Genomic DNA, 23,832 nt, shown 5'->3' with positions numbered 1-23,832 from the left:
CCTTGGCGCCACGGGCGGGCTGGCCGCCGGGGAATCGGTGCGGAAACTGGGGCCTTTGTCCTGGCCTGAATTGAATTCGGGTTAATGAGCCTTGTGCCGCGACCTAATCCTGACGGCTCATGGCCGAGTGGAGCTTGGGGAATTGAGGCCAAAACGCGACATCGGCCACAGGCGCGGGCGGGGAGCGCTGCGAGAATCGCCGCCTGCCGGTATGGGGCCGGCGGCGCGTGAAGAAACTGGACGGGGAGGTCGGCCTCATGGGCGCCGAAGTCGGCACAGGATTGCTGGTGTTGCACGGCAACCGGCTCGAATTGCTCAAGGAGGCGGTGGTGGATTGGCTGCAGCGCCAGCCGCTGGCACCGCTGGAGGCCGAGGTGTTCCTGGTCCAGAGCAACGGGGTGGCCGAGTGGCTGAAGATGGCGCTGGCCCAGTCGCGCGGCGTGTGCGCCGCGACGCGGGTGGAGCTGCCGGCGCGCTTCCTGTGGCGCAGTTACCGGCAGGTGCTGGGACGCCAGTCCGTGCCCGCCCTGTCCCCGCTGGACGAGATTCCACTGACTTGGCGCCTGATGCGCCTGCTCCCCGGCCAGTTGGGGCGCGCCGAGTTCGCGCCGCTGGCACGCTTCCTGGACGGCGGTGACGTGGCCCGGCGCCTGCAGCTGGCGCAGCGCCTGGCCGACCTGTTCGACCAGTACCAGGTCTACCGGGCCGACTGGCTGGAGGACTGGGCCGCCGGGCGTGACCGGCTCGGCCGCGCCGACGGCACGTCCACTGAGCTCCCCGAGGACCAGCGCTGGCAGCCGCTGCTGTGGCGCGAGCTGCTGGAGGAACTGAGCGAGGCCGAGCGCCTGGTGGTGCGCCCGGCCATCCATCGCCGCTTCCTGGCCACGCTGGCGTCGGGCGCGGCGCCGCGCAGCCCGGTGGCGCGCCGCGTGGTGGTGTTCGGGATGTCGCAGCTGCCCATGCAGATGCTGCAGGCGCTGAGCGCCCTCTCCCGCCACACGCAGGTGCTGCTGGCGGTGGTCAATCCCTGCCAGTACCACTGGGCCGACATCATCGACGGCCGCGAGCTGCTGCAGATGCAGCGCCGCCGTTTCCAGCACCGCGCCGACCGCGACCTGGCCGCCGTGTCGCTGGAGGAGATGCACGCGCACGCGCATCCGCTGCTGGCGGCCTGGGGACGCCAGGGCCGCGACTTCGTGCGCCAGCTCGACGCCTTCGACGCGCACGCGCTGGGCCAGGAGACGGCGCTGCCGCGCATCGACCTGTTCGACAGCGAGCCGGGCACGACGCTGCTGGCGCGCGTGCAGGCGGCCATCCGCGACCTGCAGCCGCTGGCCGAGCATCCGCGCCGGCCCGATGAGCTGAACCTGGAGCGCGACCGCTCCATCGTCTTCCACGTCGCGCACAGCGCGCAGCGCGAGGTGGAGGTGCTGCACGACGAGCTGCTGCACCTGCTGGCCGAGCCGCCGGGCGGGCAGCCGCTGCGCCCGCGCGACATCCTGGTGATGGTCCCGGACATCGACCGCTTCGCGCCCTGCATCCGCGCCGTGTTCGGTCAGTACCCGCCGGGCGACCCGCGCCACATTCCCTTCGGCATCGCCGACCAGCAGCAGCGCGGCCATGTGCCGCTGTTCGTGGCGCTGGAATGGCTGCTGCGCCTGCCGCAGCAGCGCTGCCGGCTCACCGAGGTCCGCGACCTGCTGGACGTGCCGGCGCTGGCGCGGCGCTTCGACATCACCGAGGAGGAGCTGCCGCGCATCGCGCAGTGGCTCAATGGCGCCGGCGTGCGCTGGGGCCTGGATGCGCGGCACCGCGCCGCGTTGGGCCTGGAAGCCTGCGGTGCGCAGAACACCTGGATCTTCGGATTGCGCCGGATGCTGCTGGGCTACGCCGCCGGCGACGGCGCGGCCTGGGCCGACATCGAGGCCTACGGCGAGATCGGCGGCCTGGAAGCGGCCGCCGCGGGCTCGCTGGCCGTGCTGGTCGATGAGCTGCACCGCTGGCACGAGCGGGCCACGTCCGAGGCCACGCCCGCGCAATGGGCCGAGCGCGCGCGCGAGCTGCTGGACAACTTCTTCGAGCCGGTGGACGAGGCCGAGCGCCAGCAGCTCGCCCTGCTGCAGGAGGCGCTGGAAAGCTGGCTGGAGGCGGTCCAGGCCGGCGGCTTCGAGGAGGAAGTGCCGCTGGAGGTGCTGCGCGAAGGCTGGCTCTCCGGGCTGGACGAGCCCACGCTGCGCCGGCGCTTCCTGGACGGCGGCGTCACTTTCTGCACGCTGATGCCCATGCGCGCCATTCCCTTCGAGGTGGTGTGCCTGTTGGGCATGAACGACGGCGACTACCCGCGCCGCACGCACCGCGCCGATTTCGACCTGATGGGCCTGCCTGGCCAGCGCCGTCCCGGCGACCGCTCGCGCCGCGACGACGACCGCTACCTGATGCTGGAGGCGCTGCTGTCGGCCCGGCAGCGCTTGGTCGTGAGCTGGAGCGGGCGCAGCGTGCGCGACAACAGCGAGCAGCCGCCCTCGGTGCTGGTGTCGCAGCTGCGCGACTACCTGGACGCCGGCTGGGGCCAGGGCCTGGCGAAGACGCTCACCACCGAGCACCCGCTCCAGCCCTTCAGCCGCCGCTACTTCGAGGCCGGCGGCTTGCGCACCTGGGCGCGCGAGTGGCGCGCCGCGCACCACGCCGACACGGCCGCCGCTGGCGTCGAGGCGCCGCGCTTCGAAGTGGAAAACCAGGTGCTGACGCTGTCGCGCCTGGCCGCCTTCGTGAAGAACCCGGTGTCGGAATACTTCATGCGCCGCCTGGGCGTGAATTTCGACGAGGGTCCACCGCCGGGCGAGGACGACGAGCCCTTCGGCATCAACGGGCTGGAAGCGTGGGTGCTGATCAGCGAACTGCTGGCCGACGCGCACCGTTGCGCGCCGGAGGAGATCGTGCGCCGGGCCCAGCGCATCCAGCGCAGCGGGCGCTTGCCGATGAACGGCATCGGCGCACGCCAGCGCGACGCCCTGCTCGCGCCGGCGCAATGGATGCACCGCCGCTGGCTCAATCTGCAGCGCGAGTTCGCCGCGGTGGTGCCCAAGGAAACGCTGGCCTTCGAGCACGAGGGCGTGCGGCTGGAAGACTGGCTCACCGAGCTGCGCAACGGCGCATCCGGCCCGGTGCAACTGAAACTCTCGCCCAGCGTGCTGCAGAAGAAGGGCACCGCGCGCACCGACAAGCTCATCGACGACTGGGTGCGCCACCTGGTGGCCAGCGCCTGCGGCGTGGCGCTGCAGGGCCGCATCGTGTCGCGCGACGCGGTGCTGGCGCTGGAACCGCTGCCGCAGGACGAGGCGCAGCAGACGCTGCGCACGCTGCTGGGCCTGTGGCGCCAGGGCATGGAGGCGCCGCTGCCGCTGGCCTGCCGCACCGCCCTGGCCTTCGTCAGCGACGGCAAGCCGCAGGAGGTTTATGAGGGCGGCGGCTTCAGCCCGGTCACACCCGAGGGCGCCGAGCCCTGCCTGGCGCGGCTCTATCCGGACTTCGAGACGCTGATCGCGGATGGGCAGTTCGAGGCGCTGGCGCCGCAGCTCTACGGCCCGCTGGAGGCCTGGGCGCGCGGCAGCGTGAAAGTGCTGGAACAGGGTGACGGCGCGGAGGACGGCGATGACTGAGTTGCTCGACCCGCTGCGCCTGCCGCTGTGGGGCAGCCGCCTGATCGAGGCCAGCGCCGGCACCGGCAAGACCTACACCATCGCCGCGCTGTACCTGCGCCTGGTGCTGGGCCATGGGCCGGAGGACGGCGCCTTTCACCGCCCGCTGCTGCCGGCCGAGATCCTGGTCATGACTTTCACGCGCGCCGCGACGCGCGAGCTGTCGGACCGCATCCGCGCCCGCCTCATCGAGGCGGCGCAGGTGTTCCGCGGCGAGGCCGAGCCGCAGGAGGGCGACCGGCTGCTGCGCGAGCTGCTGGCCGGCTACCCGGATGGCCCGGAGCGCACCCGCGCCGCTTGGCGCCTGGCCTGCGCGGCCGAGGCCATGGACGACGCGGCGGTGCACACCATCGACGCCTGGTGCCAGCGCATGCTGCGCGAGCACGCCTTCGACAGCCGCAACCTCTTCGACGAGGAGCTGCTGGCCGACGAGCGCAGGCTGCAGGAAGAGGCGGTGCGCGACTACTGGCGCCAGCATGTCTACCCGCTCGACGACTCGGCGCTGGACGCCGTGTTCGAGCTCTGGCCCGACGTGGGTGCGCTGTACCAGGACGTGGCGGCGCTGGTGTCACGCATCGGTCCGGGCGCTGCTGTACCGCCAGCGCTGAGCGAGCTCTGCACCCGGGTGCTGGCCGAGCAGGCCCAACACCTGGCGCGGCTCAAGGACGGGTGGGCCGAGCGTGTGCAGGCGCTGCGCGACTGGTTCACCGCCGAGCAGGCGCGCAAGGTCTGCCTGCTGGACCGCAAGAAGCTGCAGCCGCGCTTCTACGAGCCCTGGCTGGACAAGCTGGAAGCCTGGGCCACCACGCCGGGCCAGCTCGATCCGGAACTGCCCGACGCCGGCCGGCACCGCCTCAGCGTCGAGGGCATGCGCGAGGCGGTCAAGCCCGAGCTGGTGCTGCCCTCGCACTTCGAGGCCATCGAGCAGTTGTTGGAGGCGCTGGCCGCCCTGCCCGATTTGAAAGCGCAGCTGCGCCAGCACGCCGCGCAGTGCATCGCGCGGCGCCTGGCCGAGCTGAAGACGCAGGCCGGCGCCTATGGCTTCGCCGACATGCTGGTGCGCCTGGACCAGGCGCTGCATGACGAAGCCGCCGGCCAGCGGCTGCGCGAGCGCATCCTGGCGCAGTACCCGGTGGCGCTGGTGGACGAGTTCCAGGACACCTCGCCGCTGCAGTACCGGCTGTTCGACCGGCTCTACCGCACGGCCGACTGCTGCCGTGACAGCGCGCTGCTGCTCATCGGCGACCCCAAGCAGTCGATCTACGCCTTTCGCGGCGCCGACATCCACAGCTACCTGGGCGCGCGCCGCGCCACCGCCGGGCGCCATTACGTGCTGGGCACCAACCACCGCTCCACGCAGGCGCTGGTGCGGGCGGTGAACCAGCTGTTCAGGCAGGCGGAAGAGCGGGCCGAAGGCGCCGGCGCCTTCCTGTTCCGCAGCGAGTTCGACGACCCGCTGCCCTTCCAGGTCGTGGAGGCGCGCGGCCGGCCGGAGCGTTTCGTGTGCAACGAGGGCGAGGTGCCGGCGCTGTCGCTGTGCGTGGACGTGGAGCTGGGCAATGCCGAGAGCCACCGCCGCCGCGCGGCCGAGCGCTGTGCCGAAGGCATCGTCACGCTGCTCAACGACCCGGCGGCGGGCTTCGAGCATCCCGAGGACGGTTTTACCCGCCTGCGTCCGGCCGACATCGCGGTGCTGGTGCGCACCGGCGTGGAGGCGGACTGCGTGCGGCGCGAGCTGCGCCGGCGTGACATCGCCTCGGTCTACCTCTCGGACAAGGACTCGGTGTTCGCCAGCGCCGAGGCGCGCGACCTGCTGCGCTGGCTGCGCGCGGTGGCGGCGCCGCTGGACATGCGTCTGGCGCGCGCGGCCTACGCCACGGCGCTGGTCGGCCTGAGCCTCCCGGAGCTGGCGCGGCTGGCCGCGGACGACGAGGCCTGGGAGCAGCGCCTGGAGCAATTGCGCGAGCTGCGCTCGGTGTGGGAGCGCCAGGGCGTGCTGACCATGCTGCGCCAGACGCTGCACCGGCTGGAGCTGCCGGCACGCTGGCTGTCGGCACCGGATGGCGAGCGGCGCCTGACCAACGTGCTGCACATCGCCGAGCTGCTGCAGGCCGCCAGCGCGCAGCTCGACGGCGAGCAGGCGCTGGTGCGCTGGCTCACCGAGCAGATCGAGAACGAGGACGCGACCGAGGGCGACGAGCGCATCGTCCGGCTGGAGAGTGACGCCGACCTGGTGAAGGTCGTGACCATCCACAAGTCCAAGGGCCTGGAGTACCCGCTGGTGTTCCTGCCCTTCATCTGCGACTTCCGGCCGGTGGAGAAGAAGGGGCGCAGCTTCATCGAGCTGGCGGGCGAGGATGGCTCCCGGCAATTGCAGTTCAACCTTAGCGCCGAGCTGCTGGAGCAGGCCGACCGCGACCGGCTGCGCGAGGACCTGCGGCTGCTGTACGTCGCGCTCACCCGCGCGCGCCATGCGCTGTGGCTGGGCGTGGCGGCGCTGAAGAAGGGCCAGGCCAAGCAGTGCGTGATGCACCGCTGCGCGCTGGGGCAGCTCATCGGTGGCGGCGAGGCCATCAGCGAGAGCGAGATCCTGGCGCGATTGAAAGCGGCCTGCGGCGAGGACGAGGCCATCGCGCTGCTGGAGCCGCCGGTGAACTGCGCCACCACGCCGTTGCTGCCGCGCGACGACGCGCCGGCGCTGCAGCCGGGCGCCGAGTACGTGGCCCGCTTCGAGCGCGACTGGAGCATCGGCAGCTTCAGCAAGCTGGTGAAGCGCCTGCCCACCCTGCCGGCCGAGCGGCTGGAGGAGGCGCCGGTGCGCGAGAGCGACGAGTTCGCGCCCGGCCCGCTACCCCTGGCGCCGGCGAACGGCGAGCCCTGGCACCGCTTCCCGCGCGGCGCCTTTGCCGGCAATTTCCTGCATGACCAGCTGGAGTGGCTGGCGGGGGAAGACTTCGCGCTGCGCGACAACGAGCCGCTGCGTGAGCAGTTGCTGCGCCGCTGCGAGCGCCAGGGCTGGGGGAATCGCGCCGAGGAGGTGCTGGCCTGGCTGTCGGCGGCGGTGGATGTGGAATTGCCGCCGCTGGGCGTGCCGCTGTCGGCGCTGGCGCACACGCTGCCGGAGATGGAGTTCTGGCTGCCCAGCGAGGGGCTGGACGCGGCGCGGATCGATGCCTTGTGTGGGGAATACCTCCTGCCCGGGCGCGAGCGCCCTTCTCTGCCGCAGCGCCAGTTGCGCGGGATGCTGATGGGCTTTGCCGACCTGGTGTTCGAGCACGAGGGGCGCTACTGGGTGCTGGACTACAAGTCCAACGCGCTGGGCCCCCGGGACCCCGACTACGGCCCCGACGCGATGGAAGCCGCGATGGCGGCGCACCGCTACGACGTGCAGGCCGCGCTGTACCTGCTGGCGCTGCACCGGCAGCTGCGCTCGCGCCTGGGCGAGGACTACGACCCGGCCGAGCAGCTGGGCGGCGCGCTGTACTTCTTCATCCGCGGCATCCGCCATCCGCGCCGCGGCTGCCTGTGGGTGGCGCCGGACATGGCGTTGCTGGAGGCGCTGGATGAGGCGCTGGCGGGAGAGGAGGACCCGCGCTGATGAAATCCCGCAAGGACGCGAACACGCTGGACTGGATCGAGGCCATGGAGCGCGAGCCCCTGCCGGCCGATGAGCTGCTGGCCGAGCTGCTGCGCTGGGCGCGCGCGGGCTGGCTCCGGCACCTGGACGGTGCCGTGGCGCGCTTCGCGCTGGAGCTGGAGCCTGGGGCGCACCCACTGGTGCTGCTGTGCGGCGCGCTGGTGGCGCACATGGAAAGCCGCGGCCACAGCTGCCTGCTGCTGGAGGAGCTGCACGAGCGTCCCGATGAACTGCTGAGCTGGAGCGCCGAGCCGCGCGAGGCGCTGAGGGCCGTGCTGCAGCGGCTGCCCGGCGAGCTGCCGGCCTGGCTGGACACCCTGCGCGGCTGCGCGCTGGTGCAGGACGCCGAGGCCGTGGACGGCCACGGCGAAGAGGCGGACAGCGACACCGCCCCGCTGGTGCTGTGCGGCACGCGCCTGTACCTGCGCCGCTACTGGCACTACGAGCAGCGCGTGGCAGCGCAGGTGCGCCTGCGTGGCGCGCTGCGCGAGGCCGTGGACACGGCGAGCGCGCGCGCCTGGCTGGAACGGCTGTTCGCGGCCGAGGCCGGGCAGAGAACGCCGAAGACCGATTGGCAGAAGGTGGCCTGCGCCGTGGCGCTGCGCGGGCGGCTGTCCGTGATCACCGGCGGCCCCGGCACCGGCAAGACCTACACCGTGGCGCGGCTGCTGGCGCTGCTGCTGGCGACGGCGCCTCACCCCGAGCGGCTGCGCATCGCGCTGGCCGCGCCCACGGGCAAGGCGGCGGCACGGCTGAAGCAGTCCATCGAGGGCTCGCTGCAGGCACTGGCCGGGCGCATCGGCGACGCCCTGGACCTGGCCGCCCTGACCGCGCGGATCGGCGCGGCGCGCACGCTGCACGGCCTGCTGGGCGGGCGGCCGGACACGCGGCGCTTCGCCTTCGACGCCTCGCACCCGCTGGACGTGGATGTGCTGATCGTGGACGAGGCCTCCATGATCCACCTGGAGATGATGGCCGCGCTGCTGGAGGCGCTGCCCGAGACGGCGCGCGTGGTGCTGCTGGGCGACAAGGACCAGCTCGCCTCGGTGGAGGCCGGCGCGGTGCTGGGCGACCTGTGCGGGGACGCCGACCCAGGCGGCTACGACGCGGAATGCCGTGCCTACGTGCAGGCCACCTGCGGCACGCAGCTGCCGGAGGACGACGGCGGCGCGCGCAGCGGCGCGCTGGCGCAGCAGATCGTGATGCTGCGAGAGAGCCGCCGCTTCGGCGGCCCGATCGGCAAGCTGGCGCTGGCCGTCAACCAGGGCAAGGTGGCGGCGGCGCAGCGGGTGCTGCGCGATGCGCAGGGTGCCGAGGTGCACTGGCTGGAGGCAGCCTCGCCGCAGGCGGTGGTGCGGCTGGCGCTGGAAGGCCGTCCCGGCGCGCCCGGGGGCTACGCGGCCTACCTGCAGGCGCTGCGCGAGCGTCCCCAGGGCGAGGACGAGGGCGCGCATGCCGAATGGGCCACGCGGGTGCTGACGGCCTTCGAGCGCTTTCGCGTGCTGTGCGCGGTGCGCGAGGGCGACTGGGGCGTGGAGGGTTTCAACCTTGCCATCGAGGCCGCGCTGCTGCGCGCGGGCTGGCTGAGGAAGACGGGCGAGTGGTACGAGGGCCGCCCGGTGATGGTGACGCGCAACCAGCCGGCGCTGGGCGTGTTCAACGGCGACATCGGCATCGTGCTGCGGGCGCCGGGCGCGCGCGGCGCGCTGCGGGTGTACCTCCTGGAGGGGCCGCAGCTGCGCTCGGTGCTGGCCAGCCGCCTGGCGGACGTGGCAACCGCCTTCGCGCTGACGGTGCACAAGTCGCAGGGCTCGGAGTTCGAGCACACGGTGCTGGCGCTGCCGGACCAGGGCTCCTCGCAGGTGCTCACGCGCGAGCTGGCCTATACCGGCATCACCCGGGCGCGAACCGCTTTCACGCTGGTGTCGCCGCAGCCGGGCGTGCTGGCGGCGGCGATCGAGAGGAAGACGAAGCGGGCGAGCGGGTTGAGGGAGGCGCTGGCGGGTTGAAATCCCTGGCGGGACTGGGAGCGGTTCGGCGCCTCGATGCCAGGCCACCGCGCCGGCCCATTCTCCGCAGGGCTGGCGCTGTCGGCCGCTCCGGAGATTCAATGGACCGTTCGGATTCCCGGATGGCGCAAGCAAAAAACCTTGCCCGGATCGGCTGGAAATTCATGCGGACGCCGTGGCCGGCGTCATTCGTATCTTACAAATTGGATACTGCGGCCCTGTGGCGGCCGGGCCTCGGACGCGCCGGCAAGATAACGAAAAATCACGGATTCAGAAACCCGAGCGCAGCATCCAGTAAGCCCCGATGAACGTGGTGGCAATCACCGCGAAAGCCAGGCCCGCGGTCAGGGCGCCGCGCCACACCGGTATCGACGTGCCCTTGCGCCAGAAAACCGGCTGCACGGGCAACTCCGGCTCCTGCGGGTAAACGGTATCGGAGCGTCGGCGCACGCCTTGGGGCGGGGAGGCTTCGGCGGCGCGTTCTTCGAATGTCGAGTTCAAAGTGAAATGCAGGGCCTGGCTGCGGTTGAATCGAGGGGCGAATCTGCCACTTTAATGTCGATCTGATGGAGGTCCATGGGACCTTTGTCACGGGAATTCGGCGCCCTCAAAGGGGCGGCAAATCGGGAATCCGGGCGCGTGAAAAATGCCCGATACGAAACTCCGGGCAGCCCGGCCGCACCGGCGCGTGAGGCGCGCACCCGCGGCCTGCCATTGGCCCGGTCCGGGACGGGCTCAGCCCAGCAGGGCCAGCGGCCTGGGCGCCAGGGCCGGAATGGCGGCGTTCTGGCTCTCCAGCACGGCGGCCCGGAGGGTTTCGAAGACCAGCCACAGCACGAATCCGGCCGCCACGCCCAGGCAGGCCCTCAGAAACCAGACGTAGAGCCGGATGCGCCAGTCGGCGCGCGCCAGCTGCGCGATGTTGTCCGAAGCGCCGGGCCAGGAACCCGGCCGGCCGTGGTGACGATCTCCGCGCTGCTTCATGGAAGGCCTGCCCTGTCCTCGCACTGCGAAAGCTTGGGTCGGAAAGCCGGCCATGAATTGCCTGGTTTTGCATGGCCAGCTGCTGGAGGAAACCGTAGTTTTGGGCAGCTTGGCGCTCAATAGGAGTTTTGTACCGGGCCTGATGGGAAAAACCTGGAATTGACGCGCCTGCAGTATTGAGGCACCGCCCGGTCGTGGGAATGGGCTGGGCCTCGCCCCGAGCGGCCGGCCGCGGCCTAGAACAGCTTTGCATGCTGCGCCACCAGCCAAGCCACCACGAAGTAATGCCAGACATTGAGGAATATGCCGAAGACGAGAAAGCGTGGGGGCAGCAGGTGGAAGGAATAATATTTCTTTTCCATATAATTCAGGTTTTGCAGCTGCCTGTGCGCTTCGTGATTCACCCGGTAGGCGCGGTACAGGGCGGAGCAATATATATAAATCAAGGGCACGATGGCGCCGACGAACACCGCGGCAATGGTGCGGTTCTGCGCGAAGTATTTCTGCGCATCCGCAGAGGTCAGCAGCCAGCCGATGGCCACCAGCAAGGCGCCGGTGGTGGTCAGGGCGCCGGACACGAAGCGCTGGTTGTATTGCGCCATCGCCTGGAGCAGCACGTCGAAGATTTCGCTGTCGCAGGCCCTGGCGGGCTTGGAAGGGTTCGGGCCGTTCATGGCGGTCCGGCTGTCCGGCTCAGGGCCTGCCCCGCGCGGCACCGCCCTTCACCAGCCACTGCGGATCGAACCAGCGGTCCGCGTCCCCGTCGTAGGGCAGCCGGTTGATGTCCCAGTGCCGGATGTGGGGCGCGTACACCTCCCACACCGCCGGGCCGCCGCCGATGAACACCACGCGGCCGGCGTAGCGGGCCAGCACCTCCTCGGGCCTTTCGGACGAGCGGATCACCGCCACCGTGCGGTCCTGCCGCGCGAACTCCGGGACGCTGGCGATGGTGCGCGGCCCGGCCAGCAGCACATGGCCCCTGGTGATCTCGAAGAAGCGCGCCACGTCCTCGCGGAAGACGCGCCCGCGCTCGCCTTCCCAGGGCATGCGCCCGTGCAGGCCGAGCTGGCCGCGCAGGCCGATGGCACAGATGGCTCGAACGTCGGTGCTCATGGCAGGAACCTCCTGCCGCCAGGGTAGCCGCCACGGTGCATGCCGCGCGATTCGGCATGCGCCCTCCGTGGGCGGACGACGGCGCCTGCCCCAGGACCGCCGTGGTGCGGTACCACGGCGTGGTGCAGCGTCCTTGTCGCGGATGGGGGATGGGAATTGCGACGGGCGCCGCCGCGGTGCCGCCCGAATCCGCCCGCCGGCGCTGGACGCGGCCCGGCCATTTCTCTGGAGTTCGCGTCTGAAGGCGCCGCCACCACCGGCCGGGTGCTGAAGCCAAGGGTTTTCCCTGTCTCAAGTTTGGGTGGCGTGGACCCGTGAAGTAAGCCCGCCGCAAAGCTGGCGCTGCACGCTGGCGGCAAAGCCCAATGGAGTAAGGAGCGAGACATGGAGACCGATGCCGATCTGAAGCGTGATGTGGAGGCCGAGCTGGCCTGGGAGGCGGTCAACGTCGCGGGCCTGAAGGTCGGCGTGCGCAGCGGCGTGGTGACGCTCAAGGGCAGCGTGGAGGCCTACAGCGAGCGCTGCGCGCTGGAGCGAGCCCTGCAGCGCATCAACGGCGCCAGCGCCATCAGGCTCGACCTGGAGGTGAAGCTGCCGCCCGAATGCCGGCGCAGCGACGAGGAAATCCTGGAAGCGGCGCAGGACGCGCTGCGGTGGCACGTGCCGGCGCTGGCCGACGAGGTGCGCCTGAGCGTGGACCAGGGCTGGCTGACGCTGGAAGGCGAGCTCGACCGCGCCGCGCAGCGCAAGCGCGTCGAGGAGGCCATGCGCGAGGTCACCGGGCTGCTGGGCCTGAGCAACCGCATCACCGTGTACGGCGGGCTGTCTGCCGCCGCGTTCCGGCGCAGCCAGGCGGCGCTGACGTTCTGAGGCGCCGCCGGCCCCGCCAGCGGGCCGGTGCCGGCGCTGCTATTGCAGCATCTCGCGCAGCGCCTGCAGCACCATCTGCGGCGTCGGGTGCGCTTCCAGCGACAGCGCCGGGCGCGAGCGCACGATCCACAGTACCGCCTGGCGGTCCTCCCAGGAGGCGCAGCGGCAGGCCTCCATCAGCGCATCGCCGTCGAAGTGCGCGTCGGCCAGGTGCACCGCCTGCGCGATCAGTGCCATGGCATTGAGGGTGTGCATGTAGGTTCTCCGGTCGTCCCCCGCGACCCTTGCGGTTGCAACCACTGTGCGGCCGAACCTGCTCCCGTGCACAACGCCCCGCCCGGTAACGCAAGCTTTGTGTGGCGTCAAGGTGACGCGGCCTTTCACCCGTGCAGGGGATGGCGAGCGTGTCGCAAGCAATATTTCGGACATCCCTCGTCTCGAAGCGGCCATCGCCGCCGGCGCTCCTGGGGTTGGCCCTCCCCCTCAAGAGCGCAGCTTTCGCACGAATGGGGTATTGCCAAACATGCAGCAATCAGGACCGGCTGCGACGCCTGGCGGGCCGCAAGCCGAGAGCAAAATGGTATAAACGATTTACACCATTCAAGGAGCCTGTCATGGGTCGCAAGCACGCAGACACGCCGCCGGCCGCCCCGGTGGCCGAACCCGTCCTGGAAGCCGCCGCGGCGGCGCCCGTCGTACCGGCCGCGCCGGTGACGCCGGTGGCCGCGGCGGCGGCTGCCGCGGTGGGCGAACCGGCGCCGGTCGCGCCCACGCTGCGGCTCAAGACCGCCAAGGCCGCGGCCAAGCCGGCGGCCCGCTCGCTGGTCAAGGCCGTCACGCCGGTGGCCGCACCGGAGGCCCAGGCCAAGGCCGCGCCCAAGTCCGCCAAGGCGGACAAGCCTGCCAAGCCCGGGAAGGCGAAGGCCGAGAAGCCCGGCAAGCCGGCGGCGGCCGAGCTGCCGGCCAAGGACGGCGAGGCCGCCAAGGCCCCCGCGAAGCCCAAGCTGGTGCGCGACAGCTTCACCATGCCGCGCGGCGACTTCGCCCTCATCGCGGTGCTGAAGGACCGGGCGCTGGGCTTCAAGCGGCCGACCAAGAAGAGCGAGCTGCTGCGCGCCGGGCTGCATGCGCTGGCCGCGCTGGACGACGTCAAGCTGCAGGCCGCGCTGGAGGACCTCGCGCCGCTGAAGGCGGGCCGCCCGAAGAAGGGCTGAGCCCTGCCCGGCCCGGGCCCGCCGGCTGCCCCGGGGCCGCGGCAGGGGCGGCATGTCGCGGCCCCGCCGCGTGACGAGGAGGACGCATGCGCCCCGCCGCCGAGCCCGCCGAACTGGTCGAGCTGCAGCGCCTGCTCGATGGCGCCACGCCGCAGCTGCAGGTGCGCAGCCTGTGCGAGGTCGAGAGCGGCGGGCGGCGCTGGCCGGTGCTGGCCCTGACGCTGGGCAATGCCGCGCCGCAGGCGCCGGCGGCGGGCTTCTTCGGCGGCGTGCACGGGCTGGAGCGCATCGGCACGGCGGTGGTGCTGAGCTTCCTGGGCAGCGTGCTGCGGCGCCTGCGCTGGGACGCGTTGCTGCAGCAACAGCTCGAGCGCATGCGGCTGGTGTTCATGCCGGTGGTCAACCCGGGCGGGCTGTGGGCCGGCACGCGCGCCAACCCGCAGGGCGTGGACCTGATGCGCAACGCGCCGCTGGAGGCCAGCGAGCCCGCGGCGCCGCTGGTGGGCGGCCAGCGCCTCACGCGCCGCCTGCCCTGGTACCGCGGCCCGCGCCATGCGCCGCTGCAGCCGGAGAGCCAGGCGCTGTGCGCGGTGGTCGAGGCCGAGCTGCTGAGCCACGCCTTCAGCATCGCCGTCGATTGCCACTCCGGCTTCGGGCTGCGCGACCGGCTGTGGTTCCCCTACGCCGGCACGCGCGCGCCGGTGCCGCACCTGCCGGAGCTGCATGCGCTGAGCCGCCTGCTGGACGAGGCCCTGCCGCAGCACCGCTACGTCTTCGAGCCGCAGAGCCGCCATTACCTGGCCCATGGCGACCTGTGGGACTTCCTCTACCGCCGGGCCTGCCGCGACCCGGGTCGCACCTTCCTGCCGCTGACGCTGGAGATGGGCTCGTGGCTGTGGGTGCGCAAGAACCCGCGCCAGCTGCTGTCGGCGCAGGGGCTGTTCAACCCGCTGCCGGAGCACCGCCACGCGCGCGTGCTGCGCCGCCACCAGCCCTGGCTGGAGCTGGTGGCCCGGGCCGCGTGCAGCCACCGCGCCTGGTGCCCGGCGGGCGCGGAGCGCGAGCGCCAGCGGGACTTGGCGCTGCGGCGCTGGTACGCGGCATGACGGGCCGGCCCGGCCCCGGGCTTGCCGACGCCGGATGCGGGCGCACCTGGGTGCTGCTGCGCGGCCTCACGCGCGAGGCCGGCCACTGGGGCGGCTTCCCGCAGGCGCTGGCGCGGCATCTGCCCGGGCGCGTGCTCACGCCCGACCTGCCCGGCAACGGCCTGCTGCACCGTCAGGCCAGCCCGCTGCGCGTCGCGGACATGGTGGCGAGCTGCCGCGAGCAGTTGCGCGCGCAAGGGGCGCGGCCGCCCTTCCACGTGCTGGCGCTGTCGCTAGGCAGCATGGTGGCGCTGGACTGGGCCCGGGCCCATGGGGACGAGATCGCGGCGGGCGTGCTGATCAACACCAGCCTGCGCGGCGTCAGCCCGTGGACACAGCGGCTGCGCCCGGCCGGCCTGGCGCGGCTGCCGGCGCTGCTGCTGGGCCGCGACGATGCGGCGCGCGAGGCCGCGATCCTGCGCCTGACCAGCCGCCGCCTCACCGCGCCGCCGCCGCACTGGCTGGCGCTGCGCCGCGCGCGGCCGGTGTCGCGGCTCAATGCGCTGCGCCAGCTCGTGGCCGCGGCCCGTTTTCACCCCCCGCCAGCCGCGCCGGCCGTGCCGCTGCTGCTGCTGGCCGCGCGCGGCGACGCGCTGGTGGACGCGCGCTGCTCGCAGGCCCTGGCCGCGCGCTGGGGCCTGCCGCTGGCGCTGCATCCCGAGGCCGGGCACGACCTGCCGCTGGACGACGAGGCCTGGGTGGTGGAGCGGATCGAGGCCTGGCTGCAGGGGCAGGACGAGCACACGCTGCCCGGCGTGCCGCACGCCGCGCTGGCGCGGATGTCGGCGGCGGACTGAGCGGCGCGGTGGCCGTTCAGGCATCCACCGCCGCCAGCGCCGCGCGCACGCGCTCGGACACCGGCGTGTCGGGGCCCGGCAGCGCGTCGAAGTCACCGTGCAGGGCCTTGAGCGCGTAGCGCTCGCGCTCGATCTCGCGCACCGTGCGCATCCCCAGGCGCCGCATCACCGGCACCGGCGGACACCAGCCCTGCAGCGCGTGCTGGGCGAAGAAGGAAAACACGGCCAGGGGCAGCAGCAGGAAGCGCCGGTCCCGCGACGCCAGCAGCAGCCCCAGCGTGGCGGCCACCGAGGCGTTGAGCTGCAGCGCGCGCTCGATATCCCATTCCTGCCGCAGCGCCCGGCCCCGGGACGCGAGCGTGGCGGCGTCGGCGCTTTCCAGCCGCAGCACCTCGGCATCGGCGCGGTCGCGGATGGCCTGGTTGAGCCGCGGCGCGGTGTGCAGCTCGACGCGCCGGCTCGTGGCCGGCAGGCGGTGGGCGAGTCCTGTCATGGCGGACCTCCTGGGGGTGGTGTCAGTGCAGATCGGCACGCGGCGGCAGGGCCTGCGTGCCCGGCGCGGCGCTCGGGTGGGCGTCCATCCCGGCGAAGTCGCCGCGCAGCGCCTTGAGCGCATGGCGCTCGCGCTCGATCTCGCGGGCGGTGCGCACGCCCAGGCGCCGGAACAGCGGCATCAGCGGATAGCGTCCGGTGGTGGCCTGCACCATCAGGGCCAGCGCCACCACGCCGGGCAGCGCCAGCAGGCGCGGCTTCCAGGCGGCCAGCGCCACGCCCAGCAGCCCCATGCTGGCGGCTTCGAGCTCCAGCACGCGGTCGGTGTCCCACTCGCGGTCGAGCTCGCCCAGCCGGGCCGTGATCGCCGCGGGGCCGGCCTCGGCGCAGCGCGCCAGGCTCGACACGGTGTCCTCGTCGATGCGGCGCAGCACCTCGCGCGCCGTGTGGCGGCGCGTGCGGTCGAGCGGCAGCGTCTGCGCGGGATGGACGCCCTGCTCATTGGGCGCCTCGAGGCCGATGCCGCGCGCGTAGGCCGCGCTGGTCTGGGGTGCGAATTCCATGGAGCGCTCCGTCAAGGGTGGCGCCATGGCGCGGGCAAGACGCGTTCCCCGGGCGGTGGCGGGAGGGCCGGGCCGTCATCGCCCCGTCACCACGGCTTCACGCGGCCGTCACGCGCGCTGCCGAGCATGGCGGGTCATGGAACAGACCCTCATCCTCCCGTCCGCGGCGACTTCCGCCCCTGCCAATGCAGTACCCGTGGAGCGTGCCCGCCCGGCACGCCTGGAGGCCGTCTGGGCCCGCCACGAGGACGAGGTGGCCCAGGCCCAGCGCCTGCGGCACCGCGTGTTCGTGCAGGAAATGGGCGCGCGGCTGCGCCCCGCCCCGGGCACGCCCGAGGGGCATGACGCCGACCTGTTCGACCGCTACTGCGAACACCTGCTGGTGCGCACCCAGGCCACGGCCGACGCGAGCGCGCAGGTAGTGGGCACCTACCGCGTGCTCACGCCCGAAGGCGCGCGCCTGGCCGGCGGGCTCTACAGCGACCTGGAGTTCGACCTGGTGCGGCTGCGTCCGCTGCGCCGCCACATGGCCGAGCTCGGCCGCTCCTGCATCGACCCGCGCTGGCGCAGCGGCAGCGTGATCCTGCTGCTGTGGTCGGCGCTGGCGGCGTTCATGCAGCGCAACGGCTTCCAGCACATGGTCGGTTGCGCCAGCATCTCCATGCGCGACGGCGGCCATGCCGCGGCCAGCCTGTGGCAGCAGCTGCGCCGCACGCACCTGGCGCCGGTGGACCTGCAGGTGCGCCCGCGCCTGCCGCTGCCGCTGGAGTCGCTGCGCAGCGACCTGGCGGTGGAGGCGCCGCCGCTGATCCGCGGCTACCTGCGCTGCGGCGCGCGCGTGCTGGGCGCCCCGGCCTGGGACCCCGACTTCAACACCGCCGACCTGCCGCTGATGCTGCGCCTGCGCGACCTGCCCGCGGCCTACAGCCGGCACTTCGGAGCCTGAAGGCTCACAGCGCCATGTGCCCGTCGATGCCCGTGACGGCCTGGCCGCCGACGCGGATGCGCGCTCCCTCCACCTCGATGCGCACGCGCCCCTCGCGTCCCAGCGCGGCGCCCTGCGCCGCGATGTAGCCGGTGCCGAAACGTCGCAGCTGGCCGCTGTCGCGCAGCAGCACGGCCACGCAGCCGTTGCCGCTGCCGCACACCGGGTCCTCGCCGATGCCGTGCGCGGGGGCGAAGGAGCGCACTTCCACCTGCGCCGGCGCGCCCGGCGCGTGCAGGCCGCAGATCGTGACGCCGGTGGCGCGGGCGGCGCGGTCCTGCGCCGCCATGCGTGCCAGGTCCGGGCGGCAGGCCGCCACGGCCTGCGCGTCGGCCAGCTGCGCCGTGATCCAGCGCGCGCCCACGTCGATCAGCCGCGGCGCCGCCTCGCCGCGCTGCACGCGCTGGCCCAGGACGGCTTCGAGCTCGGCCACCTGCGCCTCGTCCAGCGGCGTGACTACCGGCTGCGGCAGCTCGAAGGCGATCCAGCACGAGCCGCCCTCGCCGTGCGCCACCTGCAGCCGCACCAGGCCGGCGCCGCATTCCTGCACCAGCTCGCCGTCGCGGGGCACGATCACGCCTGCCTCCAGCAGCGCGTGCGCGGTGCCAAGGGTGGGATGGCCGGCGAAGGGCAGCTCCGCGCCCGGCGTGAAGATGCGCACCCGGTAATGGGCCTGCCCGTCGGTGGGCGGCAGCACGAAGGTGGTCTCGGAGAGGTTGGTCCAGCGCGCGATGCGCTGCATGGCCTCGGTGTCCAGGCCCTCGGCCTGGAGCACCACGGCCACCGGGTTGCCCCGGAAAGGCACGGCGGTGAAGACGTCGACTTGCTTGAAGGGCGTGCTCGGCATGGAAGGGCGGTTCGGATGCAGCGCTGCTGCGAAGGCGCCGATGCTAGGCAGGCGCGGCACACGCCGACAGGGGCAGTCGGCCCTGACCTCGACCGGTACAGCGCAGGAACTCCGTGGCGGCGCGAGCAAGGCGTGCATGTCGGCAGCAACCGGCTTGGCGAGGCGTGAAATCGTTCACGAACCGGCAGGGTTTGCACGCTTGCCGAAGGCCGGCGCTCAGCATTGCCGACTCCGCAGGGCCGATGCCAAAACGAAAATGCCCGGTTTCAAAAAGTTGGCGGATGTATCCAACCGGATCACCGGTAGCGGGCCACCGAGGAGAAGCGACAGTGACTTTGGCAAGAAAAATGTATGGGGCGTTCTGCCTCATCGTCGTGCTGCTGCTGGCCAGCATCGTGCTGGTCTGGAACATGAAGGCCGTCAGCGAGAAGCAGATCGACCAGGGACGCCGGTCCACGATGGCGGCCACCGCGCTGGCCGATGCCCAGAGTGCCATCTGGGCCCTGCGCTGGGGCGTGGCGCAGTTCGTGGCCGTCAGCGACCAGGCGGTGCGCTCGAAGATCGTGGCCGACAGCCCCAGGCAGATCGCCGAGCTGGCGGACGCGCTGAAGCAGTACGAGGCCACGAGCCTGAACGGCGAGCAGCAGCGCCTGCTGGCCCAGGTCCGCGAGAGCTTCGACAAGTACTCCTCGTCGCGCACGCGGTGGCTGCAGCTGATGCAGCAGGACAAGCTCGACGAGGCGGCCCAGGAGCGCGCCGCGGTCACGACGCCCATGGGCGCGGCCACGGTGAAGGCCTTTGCGGCGCTGATCGAGGCGCAGCGCAAGGACAGCACGGACGACGCGCAAGCCGGCCGGGAAACGCTCTCGCGCTGGGAGGCCGCCGTGCTGGGCTTCATGCTGCTGGCGGCCGGGGTCACGGCCGTGGTGGCCGTCTGGGTCGTGCGCTCCGTGACGCGCCCGATCGGCGACGCCGTGAAGCTGGTGCAGGCCGTGGCCGCGGGCGACCTCACGACGCGGGTCGAGGTCTCGCGCATGGACGAGATCGGGCAGCTGCTGCAGGCCATCCGGTCCATGAACGAGTCGCTGTCCCGCGTCGTGAGCCGGGTGCGCAAGGCTTCCGACTCGATCGCCACCGGCTCCTCGCAGATCGCGGCCAGCAGCTCCGACCTGTCCCAGCGCACCGAGGAGCAGGCGGCCAGCCTGCAGCAGACCGCCGCGTCGATGGGTCAGCTCAACGCCACGGTCAAGAACAACGCCGACACCGCGCACGCGGCCACCGAGATCGCCCGCGTGGTGCATGCCGCGGCGGCCCAGGGCAGCGACGTGGTCAACCAGGTCGTCGTCACCATGGAGGACATCAATGCCAGCTCCAGCAAGATCGCCGACATCATCGGCGTGATCGACAGCATTGCCTTCCAGACCAACATCCTGGCCCTCAATGCCGCGGTGGAGGCGGCGCGCGCGGGCGAACAGGGCCGGGGCTTCGCGGTGGTGGCCGGCGAGGTGCGCGCGCTGGCCGGGCGCAGCGCCGAGGCCGCCAAGGAGATCAAGGCGCTGATCGGCGCCAGCGTCGAGAAGGTCCAGTCCGGGACCCGGCTGGTGGGCGACGCCGGGCAGTCGATGGAGAACATCGTGGCGCAGGTGCAGCGCGTCTCGGACCTGATGGGCGAGATCAGCGCCGCCGTCGCCAACCAGGCCGCGGACATCGGCCAGGTCAACGACGCGATGGCGAAGTTCGACCAGGTGACGCAGCAGAACGCGGCCCTGGTGGAGGAATCGGCGGCAGCCACCACCAACCTGAAGCACCAGGCCGACACGCTGGTGGAAGCGGTGGCCGTGTTCAAGCTGCCCGCCGTCGAAGCCGCCCCCGCTGCGGCGGCCTGATCCGCCGCGCCGCCATTGCCCTGGGTCACCGGCCCGGGCGGGCCGAAGCCCTCGCGCCGCCGCTCAGGCGGGATGGGGCGCGGGAATGTTGCCGGCCGATGCCGGCCGGGGCACCGCGCGGCGGCTGTCGTAGAAGCTGAAGCCGGGGTCGCGCGTCGTGGCGCGGCCGGCTTCGAGCGCCGCCAGCGCGGCCCGCATGTCGTCCCGGCCGGCGTTCCAGCGCTCCTCGATCGAGGCCGACGAGAACTCCAGCGACTTGGCCGAGACCTCGTGCGCGGGTGGGCGGTAGGCCAGCAGCACGACGGTGGTTTCGCCTTCAGGGGTCTCCTGCGGCAACGGCGCCTGGTCGGGCCGGTCGGCGGCGAGCGCCTTGCGGGTCAGGCCCATCTGCTGCGCGAGCAGATGGCGCAGCCGGTACTCGCGGCGGAAGGCGTCGATGGTGCGCAGCGACTGCGAGGCGAAGGCGATGTCCTGCACGCGCTCCAGCGCCGTGTCCATCGAGAAGGGCCGGCCGCCGCGGACATCGAACAGGTCGATGGCGAAGCACAGGTGCTCGCCCGATGGCGGCTCGCCCAGCAGCGGGTCCAGCGGCAGGTTGCACAGCATGCCGGGGTCGCCCAGCAGCCGGCCGTCGATCTCCACCGGCGGGAAGCCGGGAAGGAAAGCGGTGCTGGCCAGCAGGTGCTTCGCCTCGATGCGCTGCCGGCGGCTGTCGAAGTACACCGGCTCGCCGCTCTCCAGATCGACGCAGCCGATGACCAGCGGCAGCGCCGCCTGGTTCAGCAGCTCGAAATCCACCACGCGCGACAGCGTGGCCAGCAGCGGCCGGCCATCGAACAGGCCGACGTCCGGCGGCGTGCCCGGCAGCAGCGAGAGGAAGCCGCTGGGCCGCGGCGCAAACATGCCCGGCCGGCCGGTCATCAGGGTCTGCATCGCCTGCAGCTTGTTGAACACGTCGCGCAGGCGCCCGCCGGCCTGGCCGGCCGCGAAGGGGCTCCATGTCGCCGCCTGCTGCCAGAACTCGCGCAGCTTCTCGATGCGGCGCTGCGGCGGGTTGCCCGCCAGGATGGCGGCATTCACGGAACCGATGGAGGCGCCGCTGACACGGTTCACGACGCAGCCGGCCTCGTGCAGCGCCTCGTAGGCACCGGCTTCGTAGGCGCCCAGCGCGTTGCCGCCCGACAGCGCCAGGCTGACATGGCGGGAAGAGGAAGGCGACGCGGCCGGCACGTCGCGGTGGACGTCCCGGGCCGTGGAGGACAAGGAATCGGAGGTCATTGCTGCAGTGCAGCAACGGGCATGCCCGGGGCCATCAGCCGACGGCCGCCGGGCCGGCCCACGCGGCGGCTTACACCCCGACCGCGCCGCCGTCCGTGCGCGTGATCACCACCGTGGCCGAGCGCGGGCGCCGGGTGGAGGCGGCGTTGCCTTGGCTGTCGGGCCAGTGGCTGGTGGGCGCGGCCAGGCTGCCGTCCTCGCCCGGGTGCTGCACGTTGATGAACAGCGTGCGGGCATCCGGGGTGATGGCGATGCCGGTGATCTCGCACTCGACCGGGCCGACCAGGAAGCGGCGCACCGTGTCGGCCGTGGCGTTGGCGCCCTTGAGGGTGGCGGTGCCGCCGGCGGCGGTGGCCGCTCCGCCGTCACCCACCTGCCCCGGCACGGCGGCCAGCAGCATGCAGTTGGTGACGTCGGTGTAGGCGCCGTCGTCGGTCTCGATCCACAGCAGGCCGCGCGGGTCGAAGCTCAGGCCGTCGGGGCTGGAGAAGTCGTTGACCGCGGTGAGGCCCGAGAGGTTGACCTCGGCCGGGGCATCCTCCTCGGCGCCGAAGAGATAGATGTCCCAGGTGAAGGCCGTGGCCGCGCCGCTGCCGCCGTCCTCGCGCCAGCGGATGATGTGGCCGTTGGGGTTGCCGGTGTTGCCCTCGCCGTCGTCGTAGAAGCGCGGGTTGGCGGCATCGGGCCTGGCCTGGCGGCCGCTGAGGCTGGCCGCCGTCGGCGCCACGCGGTTGCCGGCGTTGTTGTTGGTGAGGGTCATGTACGCCTCGCCGTTGCGCGGGTTCACCGCGCCCCACTCCGGGCGGTCCATCTTGGTGGCGCCCAGCACGTCGCCCGCCAGGCGCGCATGCGTCACCACGTCGGCCTGGTCGGCGAACGGATAAACCGTGTTGGCGGCATCCAGGCCGTTCTTGCCGTGGGTCAGCTCGATCCACTGGCCGCGGCCGTCGGCGCCGAACTTCGCCACGTACAGCGTGCCCTCATCCAGGTACTTGGCGCCCGCGGCCAGGCCGCGGCCCACGTCCGCGGGGTCCCACGGGGCCTTGGAGACGAACTTGTAGATGTACTCGTTGCGCGCGTCGTCGCCCATGTAGAGCACGATGGGCTGGCCGGCCACGGCCGGCGCCGGCCAGGCACCCTCGTGGTTGAAGCGGCCCAGGGCGGTGCGCTTGACGGGGGTGGAATCCGGGTTGAAGGGGTCGATCTCCACCACCCAGCCGAAGGTGTTGAACACGTTGCGGTAGTCCTGCGCGGCGCCGGCGGCGGTCACGGAGGAGCTCCAGCGCGCGAACAGGTCGTCGCTGCCGGCGGTGTCCCAGAGGTAGGGGCTGCGGCGGTTCTGCGGCAGGCCGTAGCGCTTGAGCGCGATCACCTCCTTGGCGCTGCGCCGGGCGTCGTCGTCGGCGGCGCGGGCGATGACGTTGAGGAAGTTCTCCTCGCAGGTCAGGTAGGTGCCCCAGGGCGTGTAGCCGTTGGCGCAGTTGTTGTTGGTGCCACGGGTCTTGGCGCCGGTGGGCGAGAACTTCGTGAGCATCAGCGCGCTGCCCTTGGCGGGGCCGGCGATGTCCATCTCCGTGGCGGAGGTGACGCGGCGGTTGTAGCGCGAGCCGCGCACCATGCTCATGGCCGTGCCGGTGGCGCCGCGCTTGACCTCGCAGATGCTCACGCCGTGGGCGTGGATCTCCTTTTCCACCTCGGCCGCGACGGTGCGCACGTTGCCGACGACGGTGCGGCCGTTGGGGTGCAGCGCATAGGGGCCGACCACGTACTCGTGGTTCACGCACAGCAGGCCGCGGTCGGAGCGGTCGGCCTGGAAGGTGCCGGACTCGGACAGCCCGAAGTAATGCATGCCGTCGTGGCCGTCGCCGATGCGGCGGTTGTAGGAATCGGCGCTCTCGCTGCCGTTGTCGGCCCAGGAGGCGTCGCCCCAGTGCATCGGGTCGCCCAGCGCATGCAGGATGCCGACCTGGTAGCCCGCGGGCACGGTGACGAGGTCGTTGCGGTTCTTGGCGACGGCGTCAAAGCCCAGGCGCAGCTCCTGGGGGGCGGGCGCGGGAGCCGGCGCGGCGGCCGGGGCCGGGTCGTCATTGCCGCCGCCGCAGGCCGCCAGCGAGACGCCGCCGAGCAGCGTGGCGGCGGTGACGCTGACGCCACCCCTGAGCGCCTGGCGCCGGCTCAGCCGCCCGGCCAGCAGCTCGTTCATGTGCGTGTTGGCGCTGGGATTGACGATCTCGTTGTCGTCGTAACCGTTGGGCTCGTTGCCGGCGATGGGAAGCTGGTTCATCGGTGAACGCGTGGTTGACAGAACCACCGC

At 72.3% G+C, this 23,832-nt stretch carries 19 protein-coding genes; 9 read left to right on the top strand and 10 right to left on the bottom strand.

Features of this window, described 5'->3' with window-relative positions:
• Positions 1-257 precede the first annotated feature (257 nt).
• The 3 genes from recC to recD are packed head-to-tail and all read left to right on the top strand — an operon-like array spanning position 258 to position 9,344.
• The gene (gene recC / locus HHL10_RS25430) at positions 258-3,659 is read left to right on the top strand and encodes an exodeoxyribonuclease V subunit gamma (RefSeq protein WP_169163215.1); all 3,402 of its coding nucleotides are present in this window, start codon (positions 258-260) and stop codon (positions 3,657-3,659) included.
• Entirely contained in the window at positions 3,652-7,296 is a 3,645-nt protein-coding gene (gene recB / locus HHL10_RS25425; RefSeq protein ID WP_169163214.1) for an exodeoxyribonuclease V subunit beta, read from the top strand. The genes recC and recB overlap by 8 nt, the downstream gene beginning before the upstream one ends.
• Complete coding sequence (gene recD, locus HHL10_RS25420) at positions 7,296-9,344, top strand: exodeoxyribonuclease V subunit alpha (RefSeq protein WP_169163213.1); 2,049 nt, start codon at positions 7,296-7,298, stop codon at positions 9,342-9,344. Before recB ends, recD begins: the two co-directional genes overlap by 1 nt.
• Before the next feature lie 270 nt (positions 9,345-9,614).
• Here recD and HHL10_RS25415 read toward each other — a convergent pair whose 3' ends face one another.
• The 4 genes from HHL10_RS25415 to HHL10_RS25400 all read right to left on the bottom strand — a co-directional run bounded on the left by HHL10_RS25415 (position 9,615) and on the right by HHL10_RS25400 (position 11,441).
• Entirely contained in the window at positions 9,615-9,845 is a 231-nt protein-coding gene (locus tag HHL10_RS25415; RefSeq protein WP_169163212.1) for a hypothetical protein, read from the bottom strand.
• A gap of 234 nt (positions 9,846-10,079) precedes the next feature.
• Positions 10,080-10,328 (bottom strand): hypothetical protein, encoded by a 249-nt coding sequence (locus tag HHL10_RS25410; protein ID WP_169163211.1) that lies wholly within the window; start codon positions 10,326-10,328, stop codon positions 10,080-10,082.
• A 236-nt stretch (positions 10,329-10,564) separates the two neighbouring features.
• Entirely contained in the window at positions 10,565-11,002 is a 438-nt protein-coding gene (locus tag HHL10_RS25405; RefSeq protein ID WP_169163210.1) for a hypothetical protein, read from the bottom strand.
• A gap of 19 nt (positions 11,003-11,021) precedes the next feature.
• Positions 11,022-11,441, bottom strand: coding sequence for a dihydrofolate reductase (locus tag HHL10_RS25400; RefSeq protein ID WP_169163209.1), 420 nt, complete (start codon positions 11,439-11,441; stop codon positions 11,022-11,024).
• A gap of 384 nt (positions 11,442-11,825) precedes the next feature.
• On the opposite strand from HHL10_RS25400, the gene HHL10_RS25395 reads away from it, so the two are divergent.
• Positions 11,826-12,311, top strand: a complete 486-nt coding sequence (locus HHL10_RS25395; protein ID WP_169163208.1) for a BON domain-containing protein — start codon at positions 11,826-11,828, stop codon at positions 12,309-12,311.
• Between the two features lie 39 nt (positions 12,312-12,350).
• Here HHL10_RS25395 and HHL10_RS25390 read toward each other — a convergent pair whose 3' ends face one another.
• Positions 12,351-12,566: a hypothetical protein gene (locus tag HHL10_RS25390; protein WP_169163207.1), complete on the bottom strand. Its 216-nt coding sequence runs from the start codon at positions 12,564-12,566 to the stop codon at positions 12,351-12,353.
• A gap of 359 nt (positions 12,567-12,925) precedes the next feature.
• Between HHL10_RS25390 and HHL10_RS25385 the strand changes: the two genes are divergently transcribed.
• From HHL10_RS25385 to HHL10_RS25375, 3 genes are all read left to right on the top strand, one after another.
• Positions 12,926-13,525: a hypothetical protein gene (locus HHL10_RS25385; protein WP_169163206.1), complete on the top strand. Its 600-nt coding sequence runs from the start codon at positions 12,926-12,928 to the stop codon at positions 13,523-13,525.
• An 86-nt stretch (positions 13,526-13,611) separates the two neighbouring features.
• A complete protein-coding gene (locus HHL10_RS25380) occupies positions 13,612-14,631 on the top strand; it encodes a M14 family zinc carboxypeptidase (RefSeq protein ID WP_169163205.1) in 1,020 nt (339 codons plus the stop codon).
• Complete coding sequence (locus HHL10_RS25375) at positions 14,628-15,467, top strand: alpha/beta fold hydrolase (RefSeq protein ID WP_169163204.1); 840 nt, start codon at positions 14,628-14,630, stop codon at positions 15,465-15,467. Before HHL10_RS25380 ends, HHL10_RS25375 begins: the two co-directional genes overlap by 4 nt.
• 16 nt (positions 15,468-15,483) lie before the next feature.
• Here HHL10_RS25375 and HHL10_RS25370 read toward each other — a convergent pair whose 3' ends face one another.
• Positions 15,484-15,960 carry a hypothetical protein gene (locus tag HHL10_RS25370; RefSeq protein ID WP_169163203.1) on the bottom strand — a complete coding sequence of 159 codons (477 nt, stop codon included), beginning with the start codon at positions 15,958-15,960 and terminating at the stop codon, positions 15,484-15,486.
• A 22-nt stretch (positions 15,961-15,982) separates the two neighbouring features.
• Positions 15,983-16,522: a hypothetical protein gene (locus HHL10_RS25365; RefSeq protein WP_169163202.1), complete on the bottom strand. Its 540-nt coding sequence runs from the start codon at positions 16,520-16,522 to the stop codon at positions 15,983-15,985.
• A gap of 136 nt (positions 16,523-16,658) precedes the next feature.
• Between HHL10_RS25365 and HHL10_RS25360 the strand changes: the two genes are divergently transcribed.
• Complete coding sequence (locus HHL10_RS25360) at positions 16,659-17,468, top strand: GNAT family N-acetyltransferase (protein WP_169163201.1); 810 nt, start codon at positions 16,659-16,661, stop codon at positions 17,466-17,468.
• A 4-nt stretch (positions 17,469-17,472) separates the two neighbouring features.
• Here the strand turns inward: HHL10_RS25360 and HHL10_RS25355 are convergent, their stop codons facing one another.
• Positions 17,473-18,354, bottom strand: coding sequence for a PhzF family protein (locus tag HHL10_RS25355; protein ID WP_169163200.1), 882 nt, complete (start codon positions 18,352-18,354; stop codon positions 17,473-17,475).
• Positions 18,355-18,701: 347 nt separating this feature from the next.
• On the opposite strand from HHL10_RS25355, the gene HHL10_RS25350 reads away from it, so the two are divergent.
• Positions 18,702-20,240 (top strand): methyl-accepting chemotaxis protein, encoded by a 1,539-nt coding sequence (locus HHL10_RS25350; RefSeq protein ID WP_235971792.1) that lies wholly within the window; start codon positions 18,702-18,704, stop codon positions 20,238-20,240.
• A gap of 63 nt (positions 20,241-20,303) precedes the next feature.
• On the opposite strand, the gene HHL10_RS25345 is transcribed toward HHL10_RS25350, so the two are convergent.
• Positions 20,304-21,518 (bottom strand): patatin-like phospholipase family protein, encoded by a 1,215-nt coding sequence (locus tag HHL10_RS25345; RefSeq protein ID WP_169163199.1) that lies wholly within the window; start codon positions 21,516-21,518, stop codon positions 20,304-20,306.
• A gap of 70 nt (positions 21,519-21,588) precedes the next feature.
• On the bottom strand, positions 21,589-23,802 hold the full coding sequence (locus HHL10_RS25340; RefSeq protein ID WP_169163198.1) for a PhoX family protein: 2,214 nt from the start codon (positions 23,800-23,802) through the stop codon (positions 21,589-21,591).
• Between the last annotated feature and the right edge of the window lie 30 nt (positions 23,803-23,832).

Origin of the sequence: Azohydromonas caseinilytica (assembly GCF_012927045.1) — a bacterium.
GTDB classification, from domain to species: Bacteria; Pseudomonadota; Gammaproteobacteria; order Burkholderiales; family Burkholderiaceae_C; genus Azohydromonas; species Azohydromonas caseinilytica.
Note: the sequence above shows the minus strand (reverse complement) of the source record. Positions and strands in the feature narration are given on the sequence as shown.

Bases quoted from the DNA above. Each gene is read 5' to 3' on its own strand.
- recC (WP_169163215.1), top strand. From the start codon at position 258: ATGGGCGCCGAAGTCGGCACAGGATTGCTGGTGTTGCACGGCAACCGG.
- recB (WP_169163214.1), top strand. From the start codon at position 3,652: ATGACTGAGTTGCTCGACCCGCTGCGCCTGCCGCTGTGGGGCAGCCGC.
- recD (WP_169163213.1), top strand. From the start codon at position 7,296: ATGAAATCCCGCAAGGACGCGAACACGCTGGACTGGATCGAGGCCATG.
- HHL10_RS25410 (WP_169163211.1), bottom strand. From the start codon at position 10,328: ATGAAGCAGCGCGGAGATCGTCACCACGGCCGGCCGGGTTCCTGGCCC.
- HHL10_RS25405 (WP_169163210.1), bottom strand. From the start codon at position 11,002: ATGAACGGCCCGAACCCTTCCAAGCCCGCCAGGGCCTGCGACAGCGAA.
- HHL10_RS25400 (WP_169163209.1), bottom strand. From the start codon at position 11,441: ATGAGCACCGACGTTCGAGCCATCTGTGCCATCGGCCTGCGCGGCCAG.
- HHL10_RS25395 (WP_169163208.1), top strand. From the start codon at position 11,826: ATGGAGACCGATGCCGATCTGAAGCGTGATGTGGAGGCCGAGCTGGCC.
- HHL10_RS25390 (WP_169163207.1), bottom strand. From the start codon at position 12,566: ATGCACACCCTCAATGCCATGGCACTGATCGCGCAGGCGGTGCACCTG.
- HHL10_RS25385 (WP_169163206.1), top strand. From the start codon at position 12,926: ATGGGTCGCAAGCACGCAGACACGCCGCCGGCCGCCCCGGTGGCCGAA.
- HHL10_RS25380 (WP_169163205.1), top strand. From the start codon at position 13,612: ATGCGCCCCGCCGCCGAGCCCGCCGAACTGGTCGAGCTGCAGCGCCTG.
- HHL10_RS25375 (WP_169163204.1), top strand. From the start codon at position 14,628: ATGACGGGCCGGCCCGGCCCCGGGCTTGCCGACGCCGGATGCGGGCGC.
- HHL10_RS25370 (WP_169163203.1), bottom strand. From the start codon at position 15,960: ATGACAGGACTCGCCCACCGCCTGCCGGCCACGAGCCGGCGCGTCGAG.
- HHL10_RS25365 (WP_169163202.1), bottom strand. From the start codon at position 16,522: ATGGAATTCGCACCCCAGACCAGCGCGGCCTACGCGCGCGGCATCGGC.
- HHL10_RS25360 (WP_169163201.1), top strand. From the start codon at position 16,659: ATGGAACAGACCCTCATCCTCCCGTCCGCGGCGACTTCCGCCCCTGCC.
- HHL10_RS25355 (WP_169163200.1), bottom strand. From the start codon at position 18,354: ATGCCGAGCACGCCCTTCAAGCAAGTCGACGTCTTCACCGCCGTGCCT.
- HHL10_RS25350 (WP_235971792.1), top strand. From the start codon at position 18,702: ATGTATGGGGCGTTCTGCCTCATCGTCGTGCTGCTGCTGGCCAGCATC.
- HHL10_RS25345 (WP_169163199.1), bottom strand. From the start codon at position 21,518: ATGACCTCCGATTCCTTGTCCTCCACGGCCCGGGACGTCCACCGCGAC.
- HHL10_RS25340 (WP_169163198.1), bottom strand. From the start codon at position 23,802: ATGAACCAGCTTCCCATCGCCGGCAACGAGCCCAACGGTTACGACGAC.